Source organism: Pseudonocardia sp. HH130630-07, from assembly GCF_001698125.1.
Classification (GTDB): Bacteria; Actinomycetota; Actinomycetes; order Mycobacteriales; family Pseudonocardiaceae; genus Pseudonocardia.
Window position 1 is genome coordinate 5440831 of sequence record NZ_CP013854.1, and the last position, 24553, is coordinate 5465383.

Below are 24553 nucleotides of genomic sequence, written 5' to 3' on the forward strand. Positions count from 1 at the left end.
GTGATCCCGCTCTCGCCTGCACACGGTCTGTGATCTAGAATACTCTACGAGCCGTAGAACACGGTGCCGACGCCAGACCGTTCGACGGTCCTCCCACCGGGGCGCCGGCCGGTCCCTGCGGTGGGTCGCCCGCCCGTCCCGGCGCGGCGGCACCACCTCGCGCGGGCCCGCCACCGCCACGGCGAGCGGGGGCGGAAATGGGGCCACCGGAATGAGGGTCGAGACCGGCCTGGTCAACGCCGACCTGCGGCGCAAGCGGTCGGTGGATCTCGCGCAGGAGATCCAGCAACGCCACGGCGACGACGTGACCCGGCTGCGGACCGCCCTCCTGGCGTTCCCGTACCCGCGTCCGGTGCCGGACTGGCTGCGCAGCGAGATCACCGTCGCCGCGGTGCGCGGGCCGGGGCAGCTGATGATGGTGGCCTCGACGGCACCGGAGTCCGCGGCGCCGGCGGCCGGGGTCGGGATCTGGGAGCTGCTGATCGCGAGCCGGGACGGCGCCGTGCTGGCCCGGGGCGAGGCCGAGGGCTGGGCCCGGGCGCTGTTCGGCTACCGCTGTGCCCCGCTGGTCTACCGCAGGCCGACGGGCGGCGGACTGTTCCGCCGCCCGTCGCGGGTGGAGTTCGTGGTCCACCACGGCGAGCACGGGCCGATGCACCCGAGCGACGTGGCGACCTACGGCGCGTGCGCCTGACTCAGAGCTCGAAGGACCGCAGCCACACCGTCTGCGCCGCACGGCGGAGGGCGGACAGCACGTCGTCGGGCAGCACCCGGTCGGTGTCGGTCAGGACGTAGCCCAGGTCGCCCGTGGTGGACAGGGACTGCCCGACCACGTTGACCCCGGCATCGGCGAGCAGCCGGTTGATGTCGGCGAGTACGCCCGGCGTGCTGGTGTGCAGGTAGGCCATCCGGAAGACGCCCTGCGGGCTCGGCGCGCCGACGTTCGGGAGACTGACCGACAGGGGAGTGGCACCCCCGGCGACGAAGTCGAGCAGCTTCGTCGAGACGAAGTGACCGATGCCCTCCTGCGCCTCCTGGGTGGAGCCGCCGATGTGCGGCGTGAGGATCACGTTGTCCAGCCCGCGCAGCGGCGACTCGAACTCGTCGCCCTGGGCCTTGGGCTCCACCGGGAAGACGTCGACCGCGGCCCCGGCGATGTGCCCGGACAGGATGTTCTCCCGCAGCGCCTGCTCGTCGATCACCATGCCGCGCGAGGCGTTGATGAACATCGACCGGGGCTTCATCGCGGCGAACTGCTCGGCCCCGAACAGGCCGGCGTTGCCGGGCCGCCCGTCGACGTGGATGGAGACGACGTCGGACTCGGCCAGCAGTGCCTCGAGCGAGGCGACCCGGCGGGCGTTGCCGTGGGCGAGCCGGTCGGCGGTGTCGTAGAAGACGACCTTGAGGCCGATGGCCTCGGCCATCGTCGACAGCTGGGTGCCGATGTTGCCGTACCCGACGATGCCCAGCGTGCGGCCACGGAACTCGTGGCTGCCACGGGCCGACTTGTCCCAGACGCCCTCGTGCATGCGCTGGGTCTTCTCGGTCAGCCGCCGGGCGAGGACGACGATCTCCCCGATCACGAGCTCGACGACGCTGCGGGTGTTCGAGTAGGGCGCGTTGAACACGGCGATGCCGCGGTCGGCGGCCGCGCCGAGGTCGACCTGGTTCGTGCCGATGCAGAAGCAGCCCACGGCCAGGAGGTCCTTCGCCGCGTCGAGGACCTCGGCGGTGACCGTGGTGTTCGACCGGATGCCGAGTACCTGCACACCGGACACCGCCTCGAGCAGCTCGTCCCCGCTCAGGGATCCGGCGCGGGTCTCGACCTCGAAGCCGGCGCGTTCGAACGCCTCGGCGGCGCCGGGGTGGATGTTTTCCAGCAACAGGACCTTCACGCCGTCCAACCTATGCCCGGGGCCGGGGGAACGGGGCAGGAGGGCGACGCATTCCACCGTCGTGGACGGGGTACCGCCCTACGCCTGCGGCGCGAAGAAGGTCCGTACCGCGTGGCCGAACCACTGGTTGCGGAAGGCCGTCGCCGCCCGGCTGACGGTCGCCCGGGGCGCCACGGCGTCGAAGCCGTGGAAGGCACCGGGGTACTCGCGGAACTCGACGGGCACCCCGGCGGCACGCAGACCCTCGACGTAGTCGACCGTCTCGTCCCGGAACGCCTCGATGCTCCCGACGTAGGTCATCGTCGGAGGGAGACCCGTGAGGTCGGTGGCCCGGGCCGGAGCGGCGTAGGCGGGCACGTCCGCGGAGCCGGACAGGTCGCCGAGATACAGCTTCCACGCCGACCGGTTGGTGACCGAGTCCCACACCGGTGCGTCGTTGTCCAGCGCGGACGGGGTCCGGCCGCGGTCGTCGATCATCGGGTAGATCGGCATCTGGAACGCGACCCGGACCTCGGCCCGGTCCCGGGCGTACAGGGTGGTCGCGGCCGTGAGGCCGCCACCGGCGCTGCCCCCGCCGACCGCGATCTGGTCGGGGCGGACGCCGAGGCGCCCGGCGTTGTCGCGCAGCCACAGCAACGTGCTGTAGCAGTCGTCCAGCGCGGCGGGGTAGGGCGCCTCGGTGCTGAGCCGGTAGTCCGGCGTGACGACGACGGCGTCGCTGCCGAGGATCAGCGGCGCCAGCGCCGCGGCCTCCATCTCGGCCGCCCCGGAGACGTAACCGCCGCCGTGGATCCACAGCAGGCCCGGTGCGTCCGGCCGGGACGCCGCGGCGCGGTAGACCAGCACCCGCAGCTGCGACCCGTCGGGCCGCGGGATCCGCTCCTCATGCCGGACCAGGCCGCGCGGCACCCTGGCGCGCAGCATCCGGTCGACGATGCCGGGCAGGGACCGTGCCCGGCGCAGGTCGTCCTCGGAGCGGGCGGAGCCGATGACGCGCCGGAGCACCTGCCCGCGGCGACGCAGCTCGGGATCGATCATGTCCTGCCGTACGCGCATTCCCCCGAGTATGCCGCGCCGGGGCCCGTGCGGGAGCGGCGTCACCCGAGCAGGGCGCGGATCTCCCCGGCGAGATCGACGGACGCGTCGATCTCGACCTTCCGGTTGGTGAGGCTCTCCACGTTGATGCCGAACGGCAGGCCGAGCCGGCGGCAGAACGCGATGAGCACCCTGGCGTTGACGAGGCACTGCTCGTAGGACGCCGCCAGCGGGTCGGGGGAGCGGGTGATCTCGGCCCGCAGCCAGCCCGGCACGTCGATACCGAGCCAGGACATGAACTCCAGGGTCTTCACCGACCCGCACGGCGCCACGGTCAGCACCACCGGTCGCGGGTCCACGCCCTGGTCCCGGCAGCCGTAGACGTAGTCGGACAGCAGGTTGCGGGTGTGGTCGAGGTCGTAGCAGACCTGGGAGACGAAGAACTCGCAGCCCGCATCCTGCTTGCGCCGCATGCGCTCGTGCTCGGTCCCCGCACCGGCGTGCCGCTCGGCGATGACGACGCCGCCCATCCGCGGCGCCCGCACGGCGGCGGCGTGCCTGCGGTGGGCCTCGGGCAGGCTCGTCCGGACCGCCTGGTGCCGCGACGCCGCGCCGACGAGCACGGTCAGCACCCGACCGTCGTCCGTCCGGGTGAACCAGCGGTCCAGCTCGTCCGGGGCGTACTTGCCGACCGCCCGATAGACGACGACGGGCCCGGCCCAGCCGGTGAGGTGCCGGTCGAGGAAGACGGCCGGGTCCATCATCGGCAGGAACGGGAACGGCCGCGGAGTCGCCGACCGGTCCGCCTCGGCGTCCACGTCGTACAGGACGAGCCCGTCGACCCGCACGTCACGGAGCCGGGCCAGGGCCGCCGCGGCGACGGCGTCCGCCTGTTCCGGTGTGCTGCTGGCCCGCGGCGGGGTCAGTCCGTAGAGCAGGACGCCGTCACGGGTCCGCGCCAGGAGGTCGTCGGTCGCGGTGGTTCCGTCGGAGGCCATCGGCCGATCATCTCAGGGGCCGGGGGACGGTCGTCGGCGTCATCCGGACGTTCGCGGCCCGGCGCCGTGCGCCCCGTGTCCGGGAGCGCGGCCCCGATACGCCGCGAACGCCGAGAGGAGCGAGGTCACGACGAATGCGGCCAGTACGGCCTGCAACGCGCGGGCTGCGGATTCGGCCGACCCCGGCCCGTTCAGGAACAGATAGCCTCCGCCGAAAACCGCTACGCCGAGTGCTCCGCACAGCTGTGCATTGGTACTGATGACACCGGAGAGATCGGCTGCGTGGCGGCCCGGCAGAACCGACGTCATCTGGCCGATCAGTGCGTTCGAACTGATACCCAGACCCAGTCCGCCGATTCCCAGGAGGAGGAAGAGAGCGGGGCCGGTACGATTCCCTGCGATCAGGTACAGCAATACGGATGCGTAGCCCACCGCCAGGACGACGCAACCGAGTGCCGACATGCTCGGGAGCGTGCGCGCCGGTATCCGGGTGAGCAGTGGCCCCGCGATCCCGAAGGCCCCGACCCAGGCGACCATGGCCGAGCCGGCGTAGGCGGGCCCGCGCGCCAGGCCCTCCTGCAGGTAGAGCGCCAGGACGAACAGCAGCGCGACGTAGGTCATGGTGGTCGCGCCGTGGGCCACGAGGGACCAGCGGATCACCGGGGAGCGGACCACGTCGATCGCGATGAGCGGCCGTTCCCCCCGCGTCGTCCGGCGGCGTTGGCTCCGTCGGAATGCGGCCGCAGCCGGGATCCCGGCCACGAGGCTCGCCCACGTCCAGGCCGACCATCCCGTCTCGGGGCCGAGGAGCAACGGGACGACGACCAGGAGGACGGTGACGGCCAGCAGCGCCATCCCGCGGAGGTCGACGTCCGCTGCGTCCCCGGTGGGCCCGTCGCGAGGCATGGTCCTCGTGGCAGCCCACACGAGCACCAGCCCGACGGGCACGTTCACGAGGAAGATGGGCCGCCAACTCGTTCCGAACAGATCGGCCGCGACCAGGACCCCGCCCAGTGCCTGGCCGGCTATCGCGCCGGTGGACAGCGCCAGTGCGTAGTACCCCAGGGCCCGGACCCGCTCGCGGCCGGTGAAGTGCTGCTGGATGTCACTCAGGACCTGGGGCACCATCAGCGCGGCGCCCGCTCCCTGCAGGATGCGCGACACGATCAGGAAGACCGGATCCGGAGCGAGCGCGCAGGCCAGCGACGCAGCGGTGAACAGTCCGGTGCCGAGCACGAAGATCCGCCGGTGGCCGTGGCTCGCTCCCAGTCGTGCGCCGGTGATGATGAGCACCGCGTAGGCCACCACGTAGCCGGAGACCACCAGGCCGGCCTGCCCTCCGGAGGCACCCAGCTCGCTCTGCAGCGCGGGCGCGGCGATGTTCGCGATCGCGGTGTCGATGTTGGCCACGAACTGCGCTGCCAGCAGCACCGCGAGCAGCCTCCACCGGTGGACGGCCGGTGGGGAGGTACCCCGGCTTCCCGTGACTCCCGTGCCGGTGCCGGACCGGGTACGCCTCGACTTTGGTTGCTCGCGGTGCATCGTCGTGTCCGTCCTGCAGGCGGGTCAGGCGATGCTCGTGCGCCGCGGTGGTCAGGCGAGTTCCGTGTAGTCGGTGGTCACCACGTCCGCGCCGCCGAGTGCGGAGGCGTCGTGGGTGGTCGTCAGGCCGACGCACAGGAGCCCCGCCGCCTTCGCCGCGGCGACCCCCGCAGGCGCGTCCTCGAACGCCACCGTCTGCGAGGGGACGACACCCAGCGCCGCGCAACCGGCCAGGAACCCCTCGGGATCGGGCTTGCCCCGCCGCACGTCCTCCGCGGTGATCATCACGGAGAAGAGGTCCGCTCCACCGACGTGGTCGAGGAGCGCCGAGGCGTGCGCTCGGAGACCGGAGGTCACCACGCCGATCGGCGTGCCCCGGGAGTGCAGCTCCTCGACGAGGGCACGCGCGCCCGGCACCGGATACGGGGGAGGGATGTCGGGGCCGTCGAGATGGCCGACGGCTTCGTCGAGGAGGCCCTGGACGGTGCTGCCCGGGAACTTGTGCACGTGGTCCGCCAGCGACTCCTGGGCACGCCGGCCGACGAAGGTGGCCAGCACGTCGTCGTTCACCTCCACCCCGTGGGCACCGAACATCCGGGTCCAGGCGGCTCTGCTGCGGTGTTCGGTGGCGACGAGGGTGCCGTCCAGGTCGAAGAGCGCCGCGCAGACGTGCGCCACGCGCGAATCCGTGTCGGTCACGGGAGGGTGTCCTCTCTCGGTTGCGATCGATTCCACGACGCGATCGGTCCAGACGGGGAGCCGCGTCGGAATCCAGGTCATTCGTCTCCCTCGGAGGAGCGCTTCTGTCCGGCTCCTGCGAGGCCTCGAATGGTCGCGTTCATCATCGATCGTCGTACCGATCAGCGTCTGGCGGGAAACAGACGTCGCGTCTCGCGGGTGTGTGACACCGCGCGTCGTCGCAGGGGCGGGAATCCGCAGTTCTGCTACTGTGTCGCCAGGAATGCGCCCTGGATTCGACTGACGCCGTTCCGTTGGAGAAATCGGCGAAATCGGCAGAGACTGATCGCGGAAGGGCGTGCGCGACCGACGTGTTCGACTCGTGGTCGCACAGCCGATCATGGAGCCGGGGGAGCGGGATCGCCCTCCGCACCGCTGCCCGGATGTCTCGAGGAATCCCGCCCGGGCGGAGCGAACGCCCTCGATCCGATCGGCCCGGCGACCGGACCCTCGTAGGTCCTGTTCGCCGTCGAGCACACGCCGCCCGGCAGTGCGCGCTTCCCGGGAGCGCCGACGCGGCACACCGAGCACGTCTCGAGGCTGGGGATGGGGGTGCCGTTCGCCCAGCCCGACGCGGTGGCACCGGACTCAAACTGTCATAACGTTCATTATCGGCTCAACACTGATCGCCGGAGATGGCAGCGAGACGGGGTCGGCCCGGCGGCCGGACCGACCCCGTCGTCGCTCAGCTCCCGCCGCCGCGGCCGGTGGCCTCCTGCAGCTCGTCGATCCGCCGGGAGGCCTCGGCCTTGCTGAGGCCGTCGAGGTCGTCCGGCGCGTCCTTGCCCGCCTGCTGCAGCAGCGTCTCCAGGTACGACCGCTGCGGACCGGTCATCGGCTCGTCGCCGGTCGTCCAGTCGGCGGGGTCCTTCTCGGCCGCCGTCGGGTCCACGGTGTCGCTCGTGTGGTCATTCGTCATGGGTCGAACGTATCTTCGATCCGGTCTCCCCGCTCGGTGGGCGCCGCCCGGTCGCGCAAACTGTCATAACGACGGCCGGGTCCCGTGCGGACCGGATCGCTAGGCTCCAGGAGTGCCGCTGGACGAGTACCGCCGCAGACGCGATGCGCGGCGCACCCCGGAGCCCGTTCCGGAGTCCGAACCCGATCCCGGCGGACCCGGCGGCCGATTCGTCGTCCAGGAGCACCGCGCCACCGCCCTGCACTGGGACCTGCGCCTGGAGCGCGACGGCGTCCTCGCGTCCTGGGCGGTGCCCAAGGGGCTGCCCGAGGACCCCGAGACGGTGCGGATGGCGGTGCGTACCGAGGATCACCCGATCGAGTACCTGGACTTCCACGGCGAGATCCCGCGCGGCGAGTACGGCGGCGGCCGGATGACCGTCTGGGACTCCGGGCGCTACGACACCGAGAAGTGGAACGACCGGGAGGTCGCCGTCGTCCTGCACGGCGAGCGGGCCCGCGGCCGCTACGTCCTGCTGCACCGGCCCGCGGAGCGCGCCGACCGGTGGCTGCTGCGGCGGACGCGCGAGCAGCCCGAGGGCTCGGCCCCGGCCGGGGTACCGCTCCCCCACGATCTCGTGCTCGCCGTCGCCACACCGGCGGACCGATTGCCCGAGGGCGAGGGCTGGCGGGTGCGTCCGGTCTTCGGCGGCCGCCGGGTGCTCGTCCGCAGCGACGGTGGACGGGTCTCGTTGCTCCCGGCCGGACCCGACGGGATCCCGGGCGACCCGGTCGCGGCGCCGGAGGGGCTGCGGACGCTGGGGTACGACCTCGGCTCCGGCGGGCACCTGCTCGATGCGGAGCTGACCGCCCGGGGCGAGCTGTGGATCATCGACGTCCTGCACACCGGAGGCCGCGACGTCCGCGCGCTCCCCCTCGACGAGCGCCGGGCCCTGCTCGACGCCCTGCCGGTGGACGGACCGCAGCGTCGCCGGGCGCCGCTCTACCCGGGTGCGGGGGCGTCCCTGCTCGACGCCGTCCGGCGCCAGGGACTGCCCGGCGCCGTGGCGCTGCGGGAGGGGTCGGCGTACCCGGCGGGGGCCACCGGCGACTGGCAGGAGGTGCTGGTGGACCGGCGCCAGCGAACGGCAGCGAACCGAGACGGCCACGGCCGGGCCGCACTGAGCAACCCGGACAAGGTCCTCTACCCCGCCACCGGGACGACCAAGGCCGACGTCCTGGGCCACTACCTCACCGTCGCGGAGGCGATGCTGCCGCACCTGGACGGCCGTCCCACGACGCTCAAGCGCTGGCCGGACGGGGTGGAGGGATCGTCGTTCTTCGAGAAGAACGTGTCCCGGCACGCCCCGTCGTGGCTGCGTACGGCCCGGGTCGGGACGCCCGGCGGCCGCTCGGAGACCGCCGACTTCGCCGTGCTCGCCGACGCCGAGGGACTGGCCTGGGCGGCGAACCTGGCCGCGCTGGAGCTGCATGTCCCGCAGTGGCGGCTCGGTCCCCGCGACGGCCGGCACCCGCCGGACCGCGTCGTGTTCGATCTCGACCCCGGTGAGGGCACGACGGTCCTCGACTGCTGCCGGATCGCGTTGCGGTTGCGTGCGGTGCTGGACGAGTTCGGGTTGCAGGCGTGGCCCTCGACGTCGGGGGGCAAGGGGATGCAGCTCTACGTCCCGGTCCGGGTCACCGAGGCCGAGCGGACCGCGGAGTTCGCTCGGGAGGTCGCCGAGCGGCTCGCGGCCGAGGATCCGAAGGACACGACCGCGGTCATGGCCCGGGCCCGGCGCCGGGGCAAGGTGTTCGTCGACTGGAGCCAGAACAACACCGCCAAGACGACCATCGCGTCCTACTCGCTGCGCGGGCGGGAGCGCCCCACCGTGGCCACCCCGATCACCTGGGACGAGGTGGAGGCCTGCCGGGACCCGGAGGATCTGGTGTTCACCTGCGCCGACCTGCCCGCGCGGCTGGACACCCACGGGGATCTCATGCGACCGCTGCTCGACACCACGGGTTTCCGGTTGCCCCGTGGTGGGGCGGTCACGAGGCTGGGAGGCTGAGCGGGTGCCCCACCCGTACCTCGCCGGTCCCCATCCCCGTGCCTACGCCCACCGGGGCTGGCACGTCGGCGAGCTGGCCGACTGCGAGAACACCCTCGCCGCGTTCGTCGCGGCCGCGGACCACGGGCTGGGCTACGTGGAGCTGGACGTGCACGCCAGCGCCGACGGCGTGCCGTTCGTGCACCACGACCCGGTACTGGACCGCACGACCGACCGGACGGGGCGGATCGACCGGCTCCCCGCCGCCGAACTCGACACCGTGCGGGTCGGCGGGCGCGAACCGCTGCCGCGGCTGTCCGCCGTGCTGGCCGCCGTGCCGGGGGTCCGGATGACGATCGAGCTGAAGTCGGACGCGGTCGTCGCCCCGGCCCTCGCCGTGCTCGACGCGGCGGACGCCTGGGACCGGGTCTGCCTGGGGTCGTTCGAGGACCGGCGGCTGACCGCGGCCCGCTCGGCCGCCGGGCCGCGCCTGTGCACCTCGATGGGCCGCGCCGCGGTGACCGTGCTCCGGGCCAGGGCGTGGGGTGTGCCGGGCCGGTTGCTCCCGGCACCGGCCGGCGTGCTCGCCCAGGTCCCACCGGCGTTCGGGGTGGTGCCCGTCGCGTCCGACCGGCGGTTCGTCGCGGCGGCGCACGCATCGGGCCGGGAGGTGCACGTGTGGACGGTGGACGAGCCGGCCGGCATGAACCGGCTGCTCGACCTCGGCGTCGACGGGATCCTGTCCGACCGGCCCGACCTGCTGCTGGGGGTCCTCGGCGAGCGGTCCGGATCTGCGTGATCACACGGAGGCCGGCCCGGTGTCCCGCCGATACGCTCCCGGCGTGACCGCACCGCCACTGTCCGACGTCCCGTCCCGGCGATCTCGGGTCTGGGCCTGGGGGCTCTGGGACTGGGGCTCCTCGGGCTTCCAGCACATCGCCCTGACCTTCGTCTTCTCGGTGTACCTGACCGACTCGGTCGGCGCGGACCTGCCGGGCGACGTCCCGGCGAACAGCTGGCTGGCCTGGTCCACCGCCGCCGCCGGGGTCCTCATCGCGGTGCTGGCGCCGGTGATCGGGCGCAGCGCGGACCGCGCCGGGCGGCGGCTGCGGGCCACCGGGGGGTGGACGGCGCTGGTCGTGCTGTCGATGGCCGCGATGTTCTTCGTCCGCGACGACTGGTCCTACCTCTGGCTCGGCCTGCTCCTGCTCGGCGCCGCGTCGATCTTCGCCGAGCTCTCCTACGTCTCGTACTACGCGCTGATGGCCCAGGTCTCGACGCCGTCGACGGTCGGGCGGGTGTCCGGATTCGGCTGGGCGATGGGCTACGTCGGCGGGATCGTCCTGCTGCTGGGGGTCTACCTCGCGTTCCTCTCCGGCGACGGCGGTCTGCTCGGCGTCCCCACCGGCGACGGGCTCGACGTCCGGATCTCGGTCCTGGTCGCGGCCGGGTGGTTCGCGGTGTTCGCCGTCCCGATGTTCGTGCTGCTGCCCGAGACGCCGCCGGTCGCCCCCGGGGCGCCCCGGCTCGGCGTCGCCGGTGCGTACCGGGCGCTGGTGCGGGACCTGCGCGCGCTCTACCGGTCGAGCCCGCACACGGTCTGGTTCCTCGGGGCGAGCGCGCTCTACCGGGACGGGCTGAACGCCATCTTCGCCTTCGGCGGGGTGCTCGCGGTGACGGTGTACGGCCTCGCCCCGGGCCAGGTGCTCGTGTTCGGCGTGGCGATCAACGTGGTCTCCGCCCTCGGCGCGTTCGTCGGCGGCCGGCTCGACGACCGCATCGGCCCGAAGGCGGTGGTGCTCGGCTCGCTGGTGGGCCTCGTCGCGGTCGGGACCGTCCTGCTGTTCGTGAGCGGGCCGACGGCGTTCTGGGTGTTCGGGCTGGTACTGGGGGTGTTCGTCGGCCCGGCGCAGGCGTCCTCGCGGTCCTACCTGCTGCGGATGTGCCCGGCCGGCCAGGAGGGTCAGATGTTCGGGCTCTACGCCACCACCGGGCGGGCCGTCTCGTTCCTCGCGCCTGCGCTGATCGGCCTGTTCACGTACCTGTTCGGCTCCGACCGGGCCGGGATGGCCGGGATCGTGCTCGTGCTGCTGGCCGGGGTCGTGGCGCTGTCCGGCGTTCGGTCCCCCGCACTCGCCCGTTCGCATTCCGCCAGGTGAACAGTGGTCGACGGCTGTGTGATTAGCGACACACATGGCTGACACGTCACATCAGCGTGTGTAACGGCGCGCAATAGGGAACACTGGCTCATCGGGCGCAACGAGGGTTACCCCTGGGTAGAATCAGGGGGAACCAGCCTGCCCCGCCGCCGGAATAGTGTAGCGCCGCGAACGTTACACCCGGTGGCGGCGACGTAACCGGTCGAGGTGCCGCCGCCTCGACAGACCGCAAGGAGGGTGACGACGCATGGCCGACCGCGTTCTGCGTGGCAGCCGGCTCGGGGCTGTCAGCTACGAGACCGACCGCAACCATGACCTGGCGCCGCGACAGATGGTCCGTTATGTGTCCGAGTCCGGTCACGAGTTCGAGGTGCCGTTCGCGAACGACGCCGAGGCCCCGGCGACCTGGGAGTCGCCGCAGGGGGGCGTCGGCCGCCGGGTCGACGGCATCGAGCCGGAGCAGAAGAAGCAGAAGCCCCCGCGTACGCACTGGGACATGCTGCTCGAGCGGCGTTCCATCGCCGAGCTCGAGGAACTGCTCAACGAGCGACTGGAGCTGCTGCGCGAGCGGCGCGCCGAGATCGCCTGAGTTCGGACACGGCACGATCGGAGCCCGGATCCCCCGCACGGGGGTCCGGGCTCCGGTGTGTGCGGGGCCGGACGGTCAGGAGCGGGCGCCCTCGGTGACCGGCCCGGCCGGCTCCTGCGGGATGTCACCACGCCCGAACCGGTAGGACAGGCCCCAGCAGGTCACCCGCCAGAGCGCCTCGGCCACGATCGAGCTGCTCATCTTCGAGGCGCCCCGCTCGCGCTCGGCGAAGGTGATCGGGACCTCGCGGACGGTGAAGCCGGCCCGGACGGCGCGCCAGGCCATGTCCACCTGGAAGCAGTAGCCCTGCGAGGCGATCGTCTCGAGGTGCAGCGCCTCGAGCACGGCGCGCCGGTAGACGCGGAAGCCCCCGGTGATGTCCCGGATCGGGACGCCGAGCGCCAGCCGCGAGTAGAGGTTGCCCCCGCGGGAGAGCACCTCGCGGTGCCACGGCCAGTTGAGGACCTCGCCGCCGGGCACGTACCGCGACCCCAGGACGACGTCGGCGCTGTCGAGCGCGGCGAGCAGGGCCGGGAGGTCCTCGGGGGCGTGCGAGCCGTCGGCGTCCATCTCCACCACGACCTGGTGCTCGCCGGACAGCGCGTACCGGAATCCGTCGAGGTAGGCGGCACCGAGACCGGCCTTGGCCCCCCGGTGCAGCACCCGTACCCGGGGGTCGGCGGCGGCCAGTTCGTCGGCGAGTTCACCGGTACCGTCCGGGCTCGCGTCGTCGACCACGAGGACGTCGGCGTGCGGGACCGCCGCATGCACCCGGGCCACCGCAGGACCGAGGTTCTCGCGTTCCTCGTAGGTCGGCACGACGACCAGCACCGCACCCGGTGGTTCCGCCATTATCGTCCTTCCACGACCCCGAACGCCGTTCCGGCGACGGCGACCGACCCTACTGCCTCGCCGCGCTCCCCGGGGCCCGGTACGGGAAGCCGGGGCGGCTCGGCCCGGCCGGGCACCCGCCCGTCCGCCGGTGCACGGTCGTCCGGACAGCCTAGTCGGCCTGGGAAGACCGGGCCGCGGCGTGCCCGGGACGCGGGCTCAGCGCGCCCCGGCGAGCAGGTGCGCGTTGCCGAGCGCGTCGAGGACGCCGGGAGCGGCCGGGACGCCGTCGCGCTCGCCGCGCAGGAACCACTCGTAGCCGTAGGCGGCCGCGAAGGCGTCGTCCGGGACGCTCGCCGGATCGATCTGGCTGGCGTGGGCCAGCATCGCCTCGCGCTTGACGGCGAGATCCGCGCCGGTGCCGCCGACGGCGACCGCGATCTCCGCGGTGACCCGGCCGAAGGGGCCACCCGCGGCGCGGGCCGCACCGTGCACGAGGTGCCGGTCGCGGGCGGAGAGCGCGAGGTGCTCGCGGTCCACCGTCATCCGGTAGCCGGTGGTCCCGGTGAGGGCGACGGCCACCGCACCGGCGGCGTGCGCGGCCCGGTGGTCGGGATGGCCGTAGATGCCGTGGTCGTCGTCGTGCAGGACGGTCCCGGCGGCCTCGGCGTCGACGAGCTCGGCGACCCGGCGGCCCAGCACGACCGGGTCGGCACCGGCCAGTGCGTGCGGGTGGGTGGTGCCGGGGCCGCCGGGCAGCCCGGAGTCGCGGTGGCCGAGCAGCACCAGCCGGGAGACCCCCAGCAGGGCGGCGGCGTCCTCCAGCTCCCGCAGCCTGCGGTGGGTGACGGACTCCCCCGTCGCGAGCGGGAGCCGGGAGCCACCGAGGTCGCCGCCGGTCGCCATCACCAGGACGATGCGGGCCCCGGCGTCGGCGAGCCGGCGCAGGGTCAGGCCGGTGAAGATGGACTCGTCGTCGGGGTGGGCGTGCAGGGCGAGGACGGTCTCGCCGGAGAGGTCACGGGTACGGGACCCGGAAGGGTGGTGCAGGGGCACGGGGTGATCGCTTCGCGTGCGGGGCCGGGGCGGCCGATCGGACGGGACCGGGTACGGGTCACGTGCCGGCGGACGCGCGGGGGCTCAGCGTCGAGGGCACGGACCCGGACGACAGCACCACGCGGCGGCGCGCAGGACGGCGCGCGCGGCGGGGGTCGTCGGGTCGATCACGCGGAGCATCATGACAGCACCCCCCGCCGGATGCCACGGCGGGGGGTGCGAGACCGCTCACAGATCCCCGGCCGCTGTGGGGCGGCGCGGGGACGGATCGGTGGCCGGCTCAGTAGTCGGCTCAGTAGTCGGCTCAGTAGTCGGCTCAGTAGTCGGCTCAGTAGTCGGCTCAGTAGTCGGCTCAGTAGTCGGCTCAGTAGTCGGCCTTCGGCATGATGATCCAGAGCACCAGGTAGATCACGAACTGCGGGCCGGGCAGCAGGCAGGACAGCACGAACAGGAACCGGACGGTGCCGCGGCCCATGCCGAACCGCTCGGCCAGACCGGCGCACACGCCCGCGATCACCGTCCCGTTGCGCGGTCGGACGAGTCGGCGGGACTGCGGCATGTTCACCGGGCTTCTCCTTCGATCACTTCGGGTGGTACGGCTCCAGCCTGTCAGGTCCCGGGGTGGTTCCGCTCGGGGACACCCCGAGACCGCCCCGGGTTCGGACCCCGAGGGCCCGGACGCTCAGAGGACGACGAGCTCGCGCGGGTTGCGGTTGAGCCGCTCGACGCCGTCGTCGGTGACGACGACGATGTCCTCGATCCGGGCGCCCCACCGGCCGGCCTGGTAGATGCCCGGCTCGACGGAGAAGGCCATACCGGCCTCCAGGACGAGGTCGTTGCCGTCGACGATGTAGGGCTCCTCGTGCACGTCGAGCCCGATGCCGTGCCCGGTCCGGTGGATGAAGTGCTCGCCGTGTCCCGCGGCGGCGATGTGCGCACGGGCCGCCCGGTCGATGTCGGCCGCGGTGGCGCCGGGCCGCACGGCCGCGACGGCGCGTTCCTGGGCCTCCTGCAGCACGGCGTAGGTCTCGGCGACCTCGGGCGCGGGTGCGCCCCCGACCACGTAGGTGCGGGTGCAGTCGGAGTTGTACCCGCCGGGCAGCGGGCCGCCGATGTCGATGACGACCACGTCGCCGGCCTCGACGACCCGCTCCGAGACGTCGTGGTGCGGGCTGGCGCCGTTCGGCCCGGAGCCGACGATGACGAACGCGGCGGCCGTGTGTCCCTCGGCGAGGATGGCGGCGGACACGTCGGCACCGATCTCGGCCTCGGTGCGGCCCGGACGCAGCCACTCCCCCATCCGGGCGTGCACCCGGTCGATGGCCGCACCGGCGTCGCGCAGGGCGGCGATCTCGCCGGCGTCCTTGCGCATCCGCAGCTCGCGCAGGACGGAGCCGGCGAGCGCCTGCGGGACGTCCGGGAACGCGGCGCGCAGCCCGAGCACGTGCCGGGCGGCCATGTCGTCGTCCACCGAGGTGTGGGTGGGGCCGCCGGCGAGGTCGGTGACCAGCCGGTACGGGTCCTCCCCGTCGGTCCAGGTCACCAGCTCGACGCCGAGCGCCTCCAGCGGGATGCCGGCGAACCCGGGCGCCTCCAGGGCCGGGACGACCAGGGCGGGCGGGGCCCGGTGCCCGGCGGCCGGCACGACGAGGCAGGTGAGGCGCTCGTGCGAGGAGCCGTCGAACCCGGTCAGGTAGCGCAGGTCGGTACCGGGGGTCAGCAGGAGGACGTCGGTGCCCTGGTCGGCGGCGTGTTCACCCGCCCGGCGCAGCCGGTCGGCGAGCAGCTCGGTGGGGACGGCGTGGGTCATGGTCCGCAGCGTATGCGCGCACGGAGGGTGTACGACCGCCACCCGGGCGAGCGAACGGCGGGATCACTCCCCGTCGAAGGCGTCCGGATGGGCGGTCACGGTGCCGGCCAGCTCGACGAGCTTGACGTTGAGGTCCTGCGAGGTCCGGCGGAGCACGTCGAACGCCTCGTCCGCCCCCATCCCGCGGCGGGCCATCAGGATCCCCTTGGCCTGGCCGATCACGTCGCGCGAGGCGACGGCCTGCCGCAGCTGGGTCTCCTGCAGCTCGGCGGCGGAGACGGCGGCACAGGTCGCCAGCGCCAACGACGCGTGCGTGGACAGCAGCAGCAACCGGTCCCGGTCGGCCGGGGTGAAGGCGCCGGCGGTCCCGGCGTAGACGTTCAGCGCGCCCGGGAGGTGCGGCGGTTCGCAGTCCGGGACCAGCGAGCACGCCAGGACCGACAGGTACCCGTGCCGGACGGCGGAGCCGGCGAACTCCGGCCAGCGCGGGTCGATCCGCAGGTCGTCGGCGACCGCCAGGGCCGGGCCGTCGGCCCTCGCGGCGGCGACGCACGGGCCGAGGCCGCTGCGGTACTGGGCCTGGTCGATGTCCGACGCCGCCGGTCCGGTCTCGATCGGGGTGTGGAAGCTCCCGTCGTCCTGCCGGAGGGTGACGCTGACGAGGTCCGCGGCCGGGATCACCCGGCGGGCCGCGCCCACCACCCTGGCCAGGACGTCGGCGATGCTGCCGGCGGCCAGGAGCGAGCCGGTCAGGCCGGCGAACTCGCGGGCCAGCGGCCCGAAGTCGGTGAGCCCGGTCTCGGCGAGCCCGCCCCGGTCCTCGGCGGCGACGAACCGCGCGCGGTCCTCGGCCCATTCCTGCTCGCTCTCGCCGACCGGCGCCGTACCGCTGTGCTCCACACCGAACATGATGCACGGAACCGCCGGGACCGCGCCGCGGACCCGGGCCGGAGCTGCAAGACTCTGCGGCCATGAGCGACCGCCCGCTGCTGCTGCTGGACTCCGCCAGCATGTACTTCCGCGCCTACTTCGGGGTCCCGGAGAGCATCACCGCGCCCGACGGCACACCCGTCAACGCGGTACGCGGGTTCACCGACATGATCGCCCGCCTGGTGACCGAGCACCGGCCGGCCCGGCTGGTGGCGTGCCTGGACCTGGACTGGCGGCCGGCGTTCCGGGTGGCGGCGCTGCCGTCGTACAAGGCGCACCGGGTGGAGACGGCCCGGGCCGCGGACGAGGTACCGGCCGGGGTGCCCGAGGAGGTGCCGGACACCCTCGCGCCGCAGGTGCCGATCATCACCGAGGTGCTGGCCGCGGCCGGGATCTGCACCGGCGGAGCGGTCGGGCACGAGGCCGACGACGTCATCGGCACCCTGGCCGACGGCGAGGCGACCGACCCGGTCCTCGCCGTGTCCGGGGACCGGGACCTCATGCAGATCGTGCGCGACGGTGCCGCCGGGCGGGCCCCGGTCCGCCTGCTCTACATCGGCCGCGGCCTGAACAAGGCCGAGAACCTCGGGCCGGACGAGCTCGCGGCCAAGTACGACCTGCCGCGGGACCGGGCCGGTGCGGCGTACGCCGAGATGGCGATGCTGCGCGGTGACCCGTCGGACGGCCTGCCCGGTGTGCCCGGGGTCGGGGCGAAGACGGCGGCGACGCTGGTCGGCCGGTTCGGCTCGTGGGCGGAGCTGCTGGCGGCGGTCCGGGACGGGGACCCGCGCCTGGCGGCCGGGCCCCGGGCGAAGCTCACCGCGGCGCGGGACTATCTCGACGTCGTCGAGCCCGTGGTGCGGGTGGTGACCGACGCACCGGTCGAGTTCAGCCGGGCCGACACGGTGCTGCCTGCGGAGCCGGTGGACCCCGGGCGGCTCGACGAGCTGGCCGCCCGCTGGGGCCTGGAGTCGTCGGTGGGCCGGCTGCGGACGGCGCTGGCGGCCGCCGCGGGCTGAGCCGGGCCGCGGCGCCCGGCCCGGATCGCTCAGTCAGGGGCGCCGGAGCGCCGCGACCGGGGCGCGGCCCGGGTGTGGATCTTCTCGCCCTGCGGCCCGAACAGGCTGAGCACCTCCACCGGCCGGTTCCGGTCGGCCGCGCCGAACCAGTGCGGGACGTGCGTGTCGAACTCGGCCGCCTCCCCGGCGCCGAGCACGATGTCGTGCTCGCCCAGGACCAGGCGGAGCCTGCCGTCGAGGACGTAGAGCCACTCGTAGCCCTCGTGCACCTGGGGCGACGGGTCATCGCCGCGCCACGGGACGACCATCTTGAACGCCTGCAGACCACCGGGGCGCTCGGTGAGCGGGACGACGGTGGTGCCGTGCACCGTCCTGGCCCGCAGCCGCACCCGGGGATCGCCGACCGGCGGCGCGGCGACCAGCTCGTCCAGCGGGACCTGGTAGGCGGCCGCCAGCGGCAGCAGCAGTTCCAGTGTCGGCCGACGGCCACCGGACTCCAGACGGGACAGGGTGCTGACCGAGATCCCGGTGCCGGCCGCCACCTCGCCCAATGTCATGCCGCGTTCACTGCGCAGGCCCGCCAACCGGGTGCCGACCCCGGCGAGGGTGTCGGCGATCGCGTCGTCCATGCCGAGCAGTTTGCCATTCCAGCAACGATGTTTGCCAGTTTCGCTCCGTGCGGCGCACGGTGGTGTCATGACTGAGTACGACGTGATCGTCATCGGCGGTGGTGCGGCCGGCCTGTCCGGTGCGCTGGTCCTGTCCCGGTCCCGCTGGCGGGTCCTGGTCCTCGACGACGGCACCCCGCGCAACGCCCCCGCCGACGGGGTGCACAACTGGCTCACCCGCGACGGGCTCCCGCCGGCCGAGATCGGGCGGATCGGCCGGGCCGAGGTGACCGGGTACGGCGGCCGGGTGCGCGACACCCGTGCGGTCGGCGCCCGAGCGCTGCCCGGCGGCGGGTTCGCCGTCACGACCGCCGACGGCGACGAGGTCACCACCCGCCGGGTCCTCGTCACGACCGGACTGACCGACGAGCTCCCGCCGGTCGACGGGCTGGCGGCGCACTGGGGAGGGGCGGTGTTCGCCTGCCCGTTCTGGCACGCCTGGGAGTTCCGCGACACCCGGATCGGGGTGCTGTCCACCGGCCCGCACGACCTGATGAAGGCGCACATCGCGACCCGGTGGAGCACCGAGGTGACGTTGTTCCTGCACACCGGGCCGGAACCGGACGCCGACCAGTGGGCCGGCTACGCGGCGCGCGGGATCTCCGTCGTCGACGGGACGGTCACCGGCGTCACCACCGGTGCGGACGGCGCACTGACCGGGATGCGGCTGGGGTCGGGCGTCGTCGTGCCGGTTGACGCCCTCACCGTGTCACCGGTGGCCCGGGCGCGGGCCGGGTTCCTCGACGGCCTCGGGCTCGCCGTGGCCGCCCACCCGTCGGGGCTGGGCGACCACCTGCCGGCCGATCCGGGTGCGGCGACGGCGGTACCCGGGGTCTACGCGGCCGGGAACGTCACCGACCCGATGGCGACCGTCCCGGCCGCCGTCGCCGCCGGGGCACAGGCGGCCGCCGCGATCACCCGCGACCTGCTCCTCGCCGATCTCGACGCGGCGGTGGCCGCGGCCCGCGACGGCTTCTCCGCCGGGGCGGAGCGGGCGTGCGCCGACGCGGTCGCCGGTGACCGGGTGCACGGTCTCGTGCCCTGATCCCCGGGCTAGAACGGCGTACCGCACCACGGGACCGGCCCGGGCACGGCGAACACCGCGTCCGCCCGGGCCGCGGCACCCGGCGTGTGCTCGCTCCACTGACCGGCCGCCACCAGCGACGACGGCGCCCGGTCCCCCAGGAACGCCGGTGCGAGCGAGGCCACGGAGCACTCGATGTCGGGGGCGGCGTCCGCGGCGGGGCGGGCCCCGCCGGACCCGACGCTCCAGGTCCCGGAACCACCGAGGACCGGGTCGTGCAGGCGCAGCACGACCGGCCGGGCGTCGCCCCAGGTCCGCGCCCCGAGGGCGGCCGCCACGTCGACGACGCGCAACCACAGGTCGTCGGTCCGGGCGAGCACCTTGTGCCGGCGCGGATCGGCGAGCAGCAGGTCGAGGTCCTCGTCGAGCGGGCGGCCCCAGGCACGCACGGCCCCGGCGAGGTCGATGCCGGCGAGGAACCGCCAGAGCCCGGCGGTCGCCGCGGGGGTGGCCGCCCAGAGCTGCGCGACGGCGATCTCCTCGGGCTCGTCGCGGACCGGGTCACCGGCGGCCACCGACCACACGGCGAAGCCGTCGTCGCCGTCCGGGCCGCGGTGCACGGCCGTACCCAGGAACCCCGTCGCCGTCGGGCCGGTCGAGAACAGGCGGTCCCACCAGCGGGCGGTGGCGGTCATCCCCGCCGGGCGGGCCCCGGCGAGACGTTCCTGCAGCGCGGGCAGGACCTGCCGGGCCGCGGACCGGTCGAGCATCCGCACCCGGCCACCGGCCGGGGCCTCCGGCCGCCAGTCCGGGCGGGAGGTGAGCCGGACGCGCTCGGCCCGGGACGCCACGCCGTAGCCGAACCGGCCGTAGATCGCCGACTCGCTGGCGTGCAGCACCGTCGCGACGTCGCCGCGGTCCCGGGCGGCGGTCAGCTGCGCGCGCATCAGTGCGGACAGCCGCCCGGCCCGGGTGGCGTCGGCCCGCACACCGACCGCGCTCACCGCCGCGGCGGGGACCCGGTCGCCGCCGGGCAGGGTGAGCCGGGTCGGGAACGAGTTCGCGCACCCGGCGACCTCACCGTCCGCGGTGTAGACGCCCAGCCAGTGCTCGTCCGCGGCCTGGCCGTGGGCCGCCCAGTCCTCGTCACTGGACGACCCGCGCAGCAGCGAGCCCTCGAAGACGGCGTAGGCGGCTCGGCGGTCGGCCGGATCGGTCAGGTCCCGGACATCGTGATCAATGCTCACGCCCGGGCAGCCTGCCGCCGCAGCGCCCGCGGCGCCACCGGATTCACCGGTCAGACCCGGTTGACCTGGTAGTCGCCGTCGTCGGAGGTCACCACGCCGGGTACCTCCACCTGCTCGCCGTCCACCACGGCCTGGCAGGAGAACGTCGTCCCGGTGGACACGACCACGTCGTCCGGGCACTGGACGGCGCCGACCTCGAGACCGTAGTCCTCGGACAGCACCTGCCCGACGCCGGTCTGCAGCGCCGTCTGGTCGAAGTAGCTGGGGAGCAGCCAGCCCGGCCACACCAGCGCCGCGACCAGCCCGAGCGCGACGAGCAGCGCGACGACCCCGCCGATCACGCCCCACTTCTTGCCCGCGCTCGGCGGGCGGCGCACGGCCTGCCGGGGCGCCCAGGGCTCGTCACCCTCCTCGACCGCTCCCCAGCCGCCGCCGTCGCCGCGGCCGTGGGTGGCGGCGGGCGCCGGGGCGCCCCAGTCCCCGGCACCGGCGGGGACCGCGTCGGTCTGTTCCTCCCGGGCCCGCCGGCGGGCGGCCCGGCGTCCGGTCGGCACCGCCCAGGTGTCGCCCTGGTCCTGCGGGGCGTCGTCACCCCAGAGCGGAGCGGCCCGGGTCGCGTCGTCGTCGCCGCGGCGGCCGCCGTCGCGGGGTGCGGTCCGGTCACCGCCCTGTGCACCCCACCCGCCGGTGTCCTGCGGGCCCCACGCCCCGGTGTCCTCCCGGCGCCATCCGCCGGTGTCCTCCGGCCGCCAGGCGCCGGTGTCGTCCGGACGCCGGGTCTCCTGCGCCGCCCAGCCGCCGGTGGTGGCCGCCCCGGTGTCGCGGGGACCGGCCGGGTCCCACCCGGCGTCGGGCCCGCTGCGGTCGGCCCAGCCGTCCCGCGCGTCGCGCTCCGGGGCCCACGCTCCGGTGTGCTCCAGTCCGTCCCGGCTGTCGGCCGCGCCCCACCCGCCGGGCGGCGGAGTACCCCATGCGGGCAGTTCCCCCGTCCGCTCGGTGGCATCCGCGTCGTCGTCCGGGTACCGACCGGGACCCTGCGGGTTGCTCATCGCCGACCTCTCGCCATCGTGCTCACGTCATTCCATCCCCGCCGCGACCACGCCGCGGCGCACGGCACCGGATGCCCGGTGCGCGGCCCGCCCGACGCCGCTCGACCGGCCGGCCACGCCGGCGATCTGGTCGAGCAGGTCGAGCACCTGCCGGGCCCAGCGTACGAAGTCCCCCGCGGAGAGTTCGTGCCCGTTGCGCTCAGCGGCCGCCAGCACCTCGGCGAGCGACTCCCCGCGCGCCCAGCGGTGCATCGGCCACGCGAAGGCGAGGTCCGGGGCCCGGGTGCGCTCGGCCTTGTGCCGGCGCTGGTCGGCGTCCAGTTCCTCCCAGATCCGGACGGTGCGTTCCAGCGCGTCGGCGACCGGCCCCTGCGGCAGCCGCGGCATCGGCGCGTCGTCCCGGCGGGACTCGTACACCAGTGCCGAGACGACCGCCGCCAGCTCGTCGGGTTCCAGCCCCTCCCAGGACCCGGCGCGCAGGCACTCCGCGGCCAGCAGGTCCGACTCGCCCCACAACCGGGCCAGCACCCGGCCGTGCGCGGTCACCTCGTCGCCACCGCGGGCGACCTCGCCGGCGGGCACCAGGTAGCCACGCTCGGTCAGCAGGGCCCGGATCCGGTCGAACGCCCGGGCGAGCGAGTTCGTGGTCGCGCGCACCTTCTGGCGCAACGTCTCGGTCTCGCGTTCCAACCGGGCGTGCCGCTCGCCCCACCGGGCGTGCGCCTCGCGGTCGTCGCAGCCGTGGCAGGGGTGCGACCGCAGCGCGCGGCGCAGGGTGGCCAGCTCCGGATCGTCCTGCACGCCGTGCCGGCGCCGCTGGTGCGGTGCCCGGCCCTCGCCGAGCCGGGAGTTACGCAGCGACGACGCCAGGTCCCGGCGGACCTGGGGTGAGCGGTGCTCGACGTGGCGGGGCAGCTTGATCCGGCCGAGCACCTCGACCGCGTCGACGAAGTCCGCCGCCGAGAGCCGGCCGGCCCAGCGGTCCTCCGTGCACACCAGCGGGCGCGGGTCGGCGTCGCGGCCCTGGGCCGAGACCGCACCGATCCCGGGGTCGAGCACGACGGCGATCCCGGCGCGCCGGCCCGACGGGACGGCGATGACGTCGCCGGCCCGCAACTCGCGCAACGACTCGGCGGCGGAGTCCCTGGACTCCGCGGTGTTCTGCCGGCGCAGCGACTTCTCCCGCTCGGAGAGCCTGCGGCGCAGGTCGGCGTACTCGGTGAAGTCACCGAGGTGGCAGGCCATCGACTCGCGATAGCCCGCCAGCGCCTCGGCGTTGCGGTCGATGCGCCGGGCCAGGCCGACCACCGAGCGGTCGGCCTGGAACTGGCCGAACGAGCGCTCCAGCAGGTCCCGGGCGGCGTCGGTGCCGAGCCGCCCGACGAGGTTGACCGACATGTTGTAGACCGGCCGGAAGGAGCTGCGCAGCGGGTAGGTCCGGGTGGAGGCGAGCCCGGCGACCTGTGCCGGGTCCATGCCCGGCGTCCAGAGCACGACGGCGTGCCCCTCCACGTCGATCCCGCGCCGCCCGGCCCGCCCGGTGAGCTGCGTGTACTCCCCCGGCGTGAGGTCGACGTGCGCCTCGCCGTTGTACTTCACCAGCCGTTCCAGCACGACCGTCCGGGCCGGCATGTTGATGCCCAGGGCCAGGGTCTCGGTGGCGAACACGCACCGCACGAGCCCGGCGACGAACAGCTCCTCGACGGTCTCCTTGAAGGCGGGCAGCATCCCGGCGTGGTGGGCGGCGACGCCGCGCTCCAGGGCCTCGCGCCACTCCCAGTACCCCAGCACGCCGAGATCGGCCTGCGGGAGGTCCCCGGTGTGCTTCGCGACGATCCGGCGGATCTCCGCGACGTCGTCGGGACCGGTGAGCCGGATGCCGGCCCGCACGCACTGCCCGACGGCCGCGTCGCACCCGGCCCGGGAGAAGACGAAGGTGATCGCGGGCAGCAGGCCCTCGCGGTCGAGCCGGTCGATCACCTGCACCCGCGACGGCGGCCGGAAGCCGCTGCGCCCGGGACCGCCGGGCCGCGGCCCGCGCCCGACGACGGCCGTCGGGTCCGGTCCCCCGGCGCGGCCGCCGGAGCGGGGCCTGCCCCGGCCCCGGCCGCGGGGCCCCCGGTCCCCGGCCCGGTCGGCGGAGCGGGCGCCCACCGCGTCCCGGCGTTGCATCTCGCGGGTGTGGCGGACCAGCTCCGGATCCACCACGAGCTCGGTCGACGCGCCGCCGCCCGGTGTGCGCAGCTCACCGAACAGGTCGAACAGCCGGTTGCCGACGATCATGTGCTGCCAGAGCGGGACCGGCCGGTGCTCGTCGACGACGACCCGGGTGTCCCCGCGGACCTCGACGAGCCAGTCCCCGAACTCCTCGGCGTTGCTCACCGTCGCGGACAACCCCACCACGGTGACGTGGTCGGGAAGCTGGAGGATGACCTCCTCCCAGACCGCGCCGCGGAACCGGTCGGCCAGGTAGTGGATCTCGTCCATCACAACGTAGCCGAGCAGGTCCAGGCGCCGGTTCGCGGCCTTGTCCGAGTCCGCGTAGATCATGTTCCGCAGCACCTCGGTGGTCATGACGACCACCTGCGCGTCCCCGTTCACCGCGGTGTCGCCGGTGAGCAGGCCCACCGCGTCCGGGCCGTAGCGGGCGACGAGATCGGCGTACTTCTGGTTGGACAGCGCCTTGATCGGCGTGGTGTAGAAGCACTTGCGGCCCTCGGCGAGCGCCAGGTGCACGGCGAACTCCCCGGCCACGGTCTTCCCGGCGCCGGTCGGCGCGCACAGCAGGACCGCGTACCCCTCCTCCAGCGCCTCGCACGCCTCGCGCTGGAAGCCGTCGAGCTCGAACGGCAGCAGGCCGGCGAACTCGGCCAGCCGGGGATGCGCGGCGCGGGCCTTCGCCGCCGCGTAGGCGGCGGCCGGATCGGGGGCCTGATCGCTCACGCCGGACCGGGTACTCACTGCTCCAGGCTGTCACACCGCACCGACCCCCCGCCCCGCCGACGTGTGTGACGC

Annotated in this window: 22 protein-coding genes and 1 pseudogene; 8 read left to right on the forward strand and 15 right to left on the reverse strand. The window is 74.4% G+C overall.

Annotation, left to right across the window (positions count from 1 at the left end):
* The first annotated feature begins 211 nt into the window (after positions 1-211).
* Positions 212-694 carry a hypothetical protein gene (locus tag AFB00_RS25770; RefSeq protein WP_068799337.1) on the forward strand — a complete coding sequence of 161 codons (483 nt, stop codon included), beginning with the start codon at positions 212-214 and terminating at the stop codon, positions 692-694.
* Between the two features lies 1 nt (position 695).
* Here the strand turns inward: AFB00_RS25770 and serA are convergent, their stop codons facing one another.
* The 6 genes from serA to AFB00_RS25800 all read right to left on the reverse strand — a co-directional run bounded on the left by serA (position 696) and on the right by AFB00_RS25800 (position 7127).
* The gene (gene serA / locus AFB00_RS25775; protein WP_068799338.1) at positions 696-1895 is read right to left on the reverse strand and encodes a phosphoglycerate dehydrogenase; all 1200 of its coding nucleotides are present in this window, start codon (positions 1893-1895) and stop codon (positions 696-698) included.
* A gap of 78 nt (positions 1896-1973) precedes the next feature.
* Positions 1974-2951, reverse strand: coding sequence for an alpha/beta hydrolase (locus AFB00_RS25780; RefSeq protein ID WP_068800662.1), 978 nt, complete (start codon positions 2949-2951; stop codon positions 1974-1976).
* Positions 2952-2992: 41 nt separating this feature from the next.
* Positions 2993-3928: a methylenetetrahydrofolate reductase gene (locus AFB00_RS25785; protein WP_068799339.1), complete on the reverse strand. Its 936-nt coding sequence runs from the start codon at positions 3926-3928 to the stop codon at positions 2993-2995.
* 39 nt (positions 3929-3967) lie between these two features.
* Positions 3968-5359, reverse strand: a complete 1392-nt coding sequence (locus tag AFB00_RS25790; RefSeq protein WP_231974075.1) for an MFS transporter — start codon at positions 5357-5359, stop codon at positions 3968-3970.
* 162 nt (positions 5360-5521) lie between these two features.
* On the reverse strand, positions 5522-6169 hold the full coding sequence (locus tag AFB00_RS25795; RefSeq protein WP_231974076.1) for an HAD family hydrolase: 648 nt from the start codon (positions 6167-6169) through the stop codon (positions 5522-5524).
* A gap of 724 nt (positions 6170-6893) precedes the next feature.
* Positions 6894-7127, reverse strand: coding sequence for a DUF3072 domain-containing protein (locus AFB00_RS25800; protein ID WP_068799341.1), 234 nt, complete (start codon positions 7125-7127; stop codon positions 6894-6896).
* A gap of 112 nt (positions 7128-7239) precedes the next feature.
* Between AFB00_RS25800 and ligD the strand changes: the two genes are divergently transcribed.
* The 4 genes from ligD (at position 7240) to AFB00_RS25820 (ending at position 11904) form a co-directional block, all read left to right on the forward strand.
* A complete protein-coding gene (gene ligD / locus AFB00_RS35870; RefSeq protein WP_197519659.1) occupies positions 7240-9177 on the forward strand; it encodes a non-homologous end-joining DNA ligase in 1938 nt (645 codons plus the stop codon).
* A gap of 4 nt (positions 9178-9181) precedes the next feature.
* The gene (locus AFB00_RS25810) at positions 9182-9955 is read left to right on the forward strand and encodes a glycerophosphodiester phosphodiesterase family protein (RefSeq protein ID WP_068799342.1); all 774 of its coding nucleotides are present in this window, start codon (positions 9182-9184) and stop codon (positions 9953-9955) included.
* Positions 9956-9998: 43 nt separating this feature from the next.
* Entirely contained in the window at positions 9999-11315 is a 1317-nt protein-coding gene (locus tag AFB00_RS25815; protein ID WP_068799343.1) for an MFS transporter, read from the forward strand.
* 247 nt (positions 11316-11562) lie between these two features.
* Positions 11563-11904 (forward strand): RNA polymerase-binding protein RbpA, encoded by a 342-nt coding sequence (locus AFB00_RS25820; RefSeq protein ID WP_068799344.1) that lies wholly within the window; start codon positions 11563-11565, stop codon positions 11902-11904.
* 75 nt (positions 11905-11979) lie between these two features.
* Here the strand turns inward: AFB00_RS25820 and AFB00_RS25825 are convergent, their stop codons facing one another.
* Together AFB00_RS25825 and AFB00_RS25830 are read right to left on the reverse strand one after the other, a co-directional pair.
* Positions 11980-12756 (reverse strand): polyprenol monophosphomannose synthase, encoded by a 777-nt coding sequence (locus AFB00_RS25825; RefSeq protein WP_068799345.1) that lies wholly within the window; start codon positions 12754-12756, stop codon positions 11980-11982.
* Between the two features lie 198 nt (positions 12757-12954).
* Positions 12955-13791 carry a PIG-L deacetylase family protein gene (locus tag AFB00_RS25830; protein WP_083275828.1) on the reverse strand — a complete coding sequence of 279 codons (837 nt, stop codon included), beginning with the start codon at positions 13789-13791 and terminating at the stop codon, positions 12955-12957.
* A 181-nt stretch (positions 13792-13972) separates the two neighbouring features.
* On the opposite strand from AFB00_RS25830, the pseudogene AFB00_RS36450 reads away from it, so the two are divergent.
* Positions 13973-14116, forward strand: a pseudogene (locus AFB00_RS36450) (hypothetical protein); the annotation flags it as partial.
* Positions 14117-14155: 39 nt separating this feature from the next.
* Here AFB00_RS36450 and AFB00_RS25835 read toward each other — a convergent pair.
* From AFB00_RS25835 to AFB00_RS25845, 3 genes are all read right to left on the reverse strand, one after another.
* Complete coding sequence (locus AFB00_RS25835) at positions 14156-14350, reverse strand: PspC domain-containing protein (RefSeq protein WP_068800666.1); 195 nt, start codon at positions 14348-14350, stop codon at positions 14156-14158.
* A gap of 123 nt (positions 14351-14473) precedes the next feature.
* Positions 14474-15601, reverse strand: a complete 1128-nt coding sequence (locus tag AFB00_RS25840) for a M24 family metallopeptidase (RefSeq protein WP_068799346.1) — start codon at positions 15599-15601, stop codon at positions 14474-14476.
* A gap of 63 nt (positions 15602-15664) precedes the next feature.
* Positions 15665-16501, reverse strand: a complete 837-nt coding sequence (locus AFB00_RS25845) for a GAF and ANTAR domain-containing protein (RefSeq protein ID WP_231974077.1) — start codon at positions 16499-16501, stop codon at positions 15665-15667.
* Positions 16502-16572: 71 nt separating this feature from the next.
* On the opposite strand from AFB00_RS25845, the gene AFB00_RS25850 reads away from it, so the two are divergent.
* The gene (locus tag AFB00_RS25850) at positions 16573-17550 is read left to right on the forward strand and encodes a 5'-3' exonuclease (RefSeq protein ID WP_068799348.1); all 978 of its coding nucleotides are present in this window, start codon (positions 16573-16575) and stop codon (positions 17548-17550) included.
* A gap of 29 nt (positions 17551-17579) precedes the next feature.
* Here AFB00_RS25850 and AFB00_RS25855 read toward each other — a convergent pair whose 3' ends face one another.
* On the reverse strand, positions 17580-18179 hold the full coding sequence (locus AFB00_RS25855) for a helix-turn-helix domain-containing protein (RefSeq protein ID WP_068799349.1): 600 nt from the start codon (positions 18177-18179) through the stop codon (positions 17580-17582).
* Between the two features lie 67 nt (positions 18180-18246).
* On the opposite strand from AFB00_RS25855, the gene AFB00_RS25860 reads away from it, so the two are divergent.
* Positions 18247-19263 carry an NAD(P)/FAD-dependent oxidoreductase gene (locus tag AFB00_RS25860; protein ID WP_068799350.1) on the forward strand — a complete coding sequence of 339 codons (1017 nt, stop codon included), beginning with the start codon at positions 18247-18249 and terminating at the stop codon, positions 19261-19263.
* A gap of 8 nt (positions 19264-19271) precedes the next feature.
* On the opposite strand, the gene AFB00_RS25865 is transcribed toward AFB00_RS25860, so the two are convergent.
* The 3 genes from AFB00_RS25865 to AFB00_RS25875 are packed head-to-tail and all read right to left on the reverse strand — an operon-like array spanning position 19272 to position 24481.
* The gene (locus AFB00_RS25865) at positions 19272-20489 is read right to left on the reverse strand and encodes a GNAT family N-acetyltransferase (protein WP_197519660.1); all 1218 of its coding nucleotides are present in this window, start codon (positions 20487-20489) and stop codon (positions 19272-19274) included.
* 50 nt (positions 20490-20539) lie between these two features.
* A complete protein-coding gene (locus AFB00_RS25870) occupies positions 20540-21538 on the reverse strand; it encodes a DUF4333 domain-containing protein (protein WP_068799351.1) in 999 nt (332 codons plus the stop codon).
* A gap of 27 nt (positions 21539-21565) precedes the next feature.
* On the reverse strand, positions 21566-24481 hold the full coding sequence (locus AFB00_RS25875) for a DEAD/DEAH box helicase (RefSeq protein WP_068799352.1): 2916 nt from the start codon (positions 24479-24481) through the stop codon (positions 21566-21568).
* Positions 24482-24553 lie beyond the last annotated feature (72 nt).

Bases quoted from the DNA above. Each gene is read 5' to 3' on its own strand.
- AFB00_RS25770 (WP_068799337.1), top strand. From the start codon at position 212: ATGAGGGTCGAGACCGGCCTGGTCAACGCCGACCTGCGGCGCAAGCGG.
- AFB00_RS25780 (WP_068800662.1), bottom strand. From the start codon at position 2,951: ATGCGCGTACGGCAGGACATGATCGATCCCGAGCTGCGTCGCCGCGGG.
- AFB00_RS25785 (WP_068799339.1), bottom strand. From the start codon at position 3,928: ATGGCCTCCGACGGAACCACCGCGACCGACGACCTCCTGGCGCGGACC.
- AFB00_RS25800 (WP_068799341.1), bottom strand. From the start codon at position 7,127: ATGACGAATGACCACACGAGCGACACCGTGGACCCGACGGCGGCCGAG.
- AFB00_RS25820 (WP_068799344.1), top strand. From the start codon at position 11,563: ATGGCCGACCGCGTTCTGCGTGGCAGCCGGCTCGGGGCTGTCAGCTAC.
- AFB00_RS25825 (WP_068799345.1), bottom strand. From the start codon at position 12,756: ATGGCGGAACCACCGGGTGCGGTGCTGGTCGTCGTGCCGACCTACGAG.
- AFB00_RS25835 (WP_068800666.1), bottom strand. From the start codon at position 14,350: ATGCCGCAGTCCCGCCGACTCGTCCGACCGCGCAACGGGACGGTGATC.
- AFB00_RS25840 (WP_068799346.1), bottom strand. From the start codon at position 15,601: ATGACCCACGCCGTCCCCACCGAGCTGCTCGCCGACCGGCTGCGCCGG.
- AFB00_RS25850 (WP_068799348.1), top strand. From the start codon at position 16,573: ATGAGCGACCGCCCGCTGCTGCTGCTGGACTCCGCCAGCATGTACTTC.
- AFB00_RS25855 (WP_068799349.1), bottom strand. From the start codon at position 18,179: ATGGACGACGCGATCGCCGACACCCTCGCCGGGGTCGGCACCCGGTTG.
- AFB00_RS25860 (WP_068799350.1), top strand. From the start codon at position 18,247: ATGACTGAGTACGACGTGATCGTCATCGGCGGTGGTGCGGCCGGCCTG.
- AFB00_RS25870 (WP_068799351.1), bottom strand. From the start codon at position 21,538: ATGAGCAACCCGCAGGGTCCCGGTCGGTACCCGGACGACGACGCGGAT.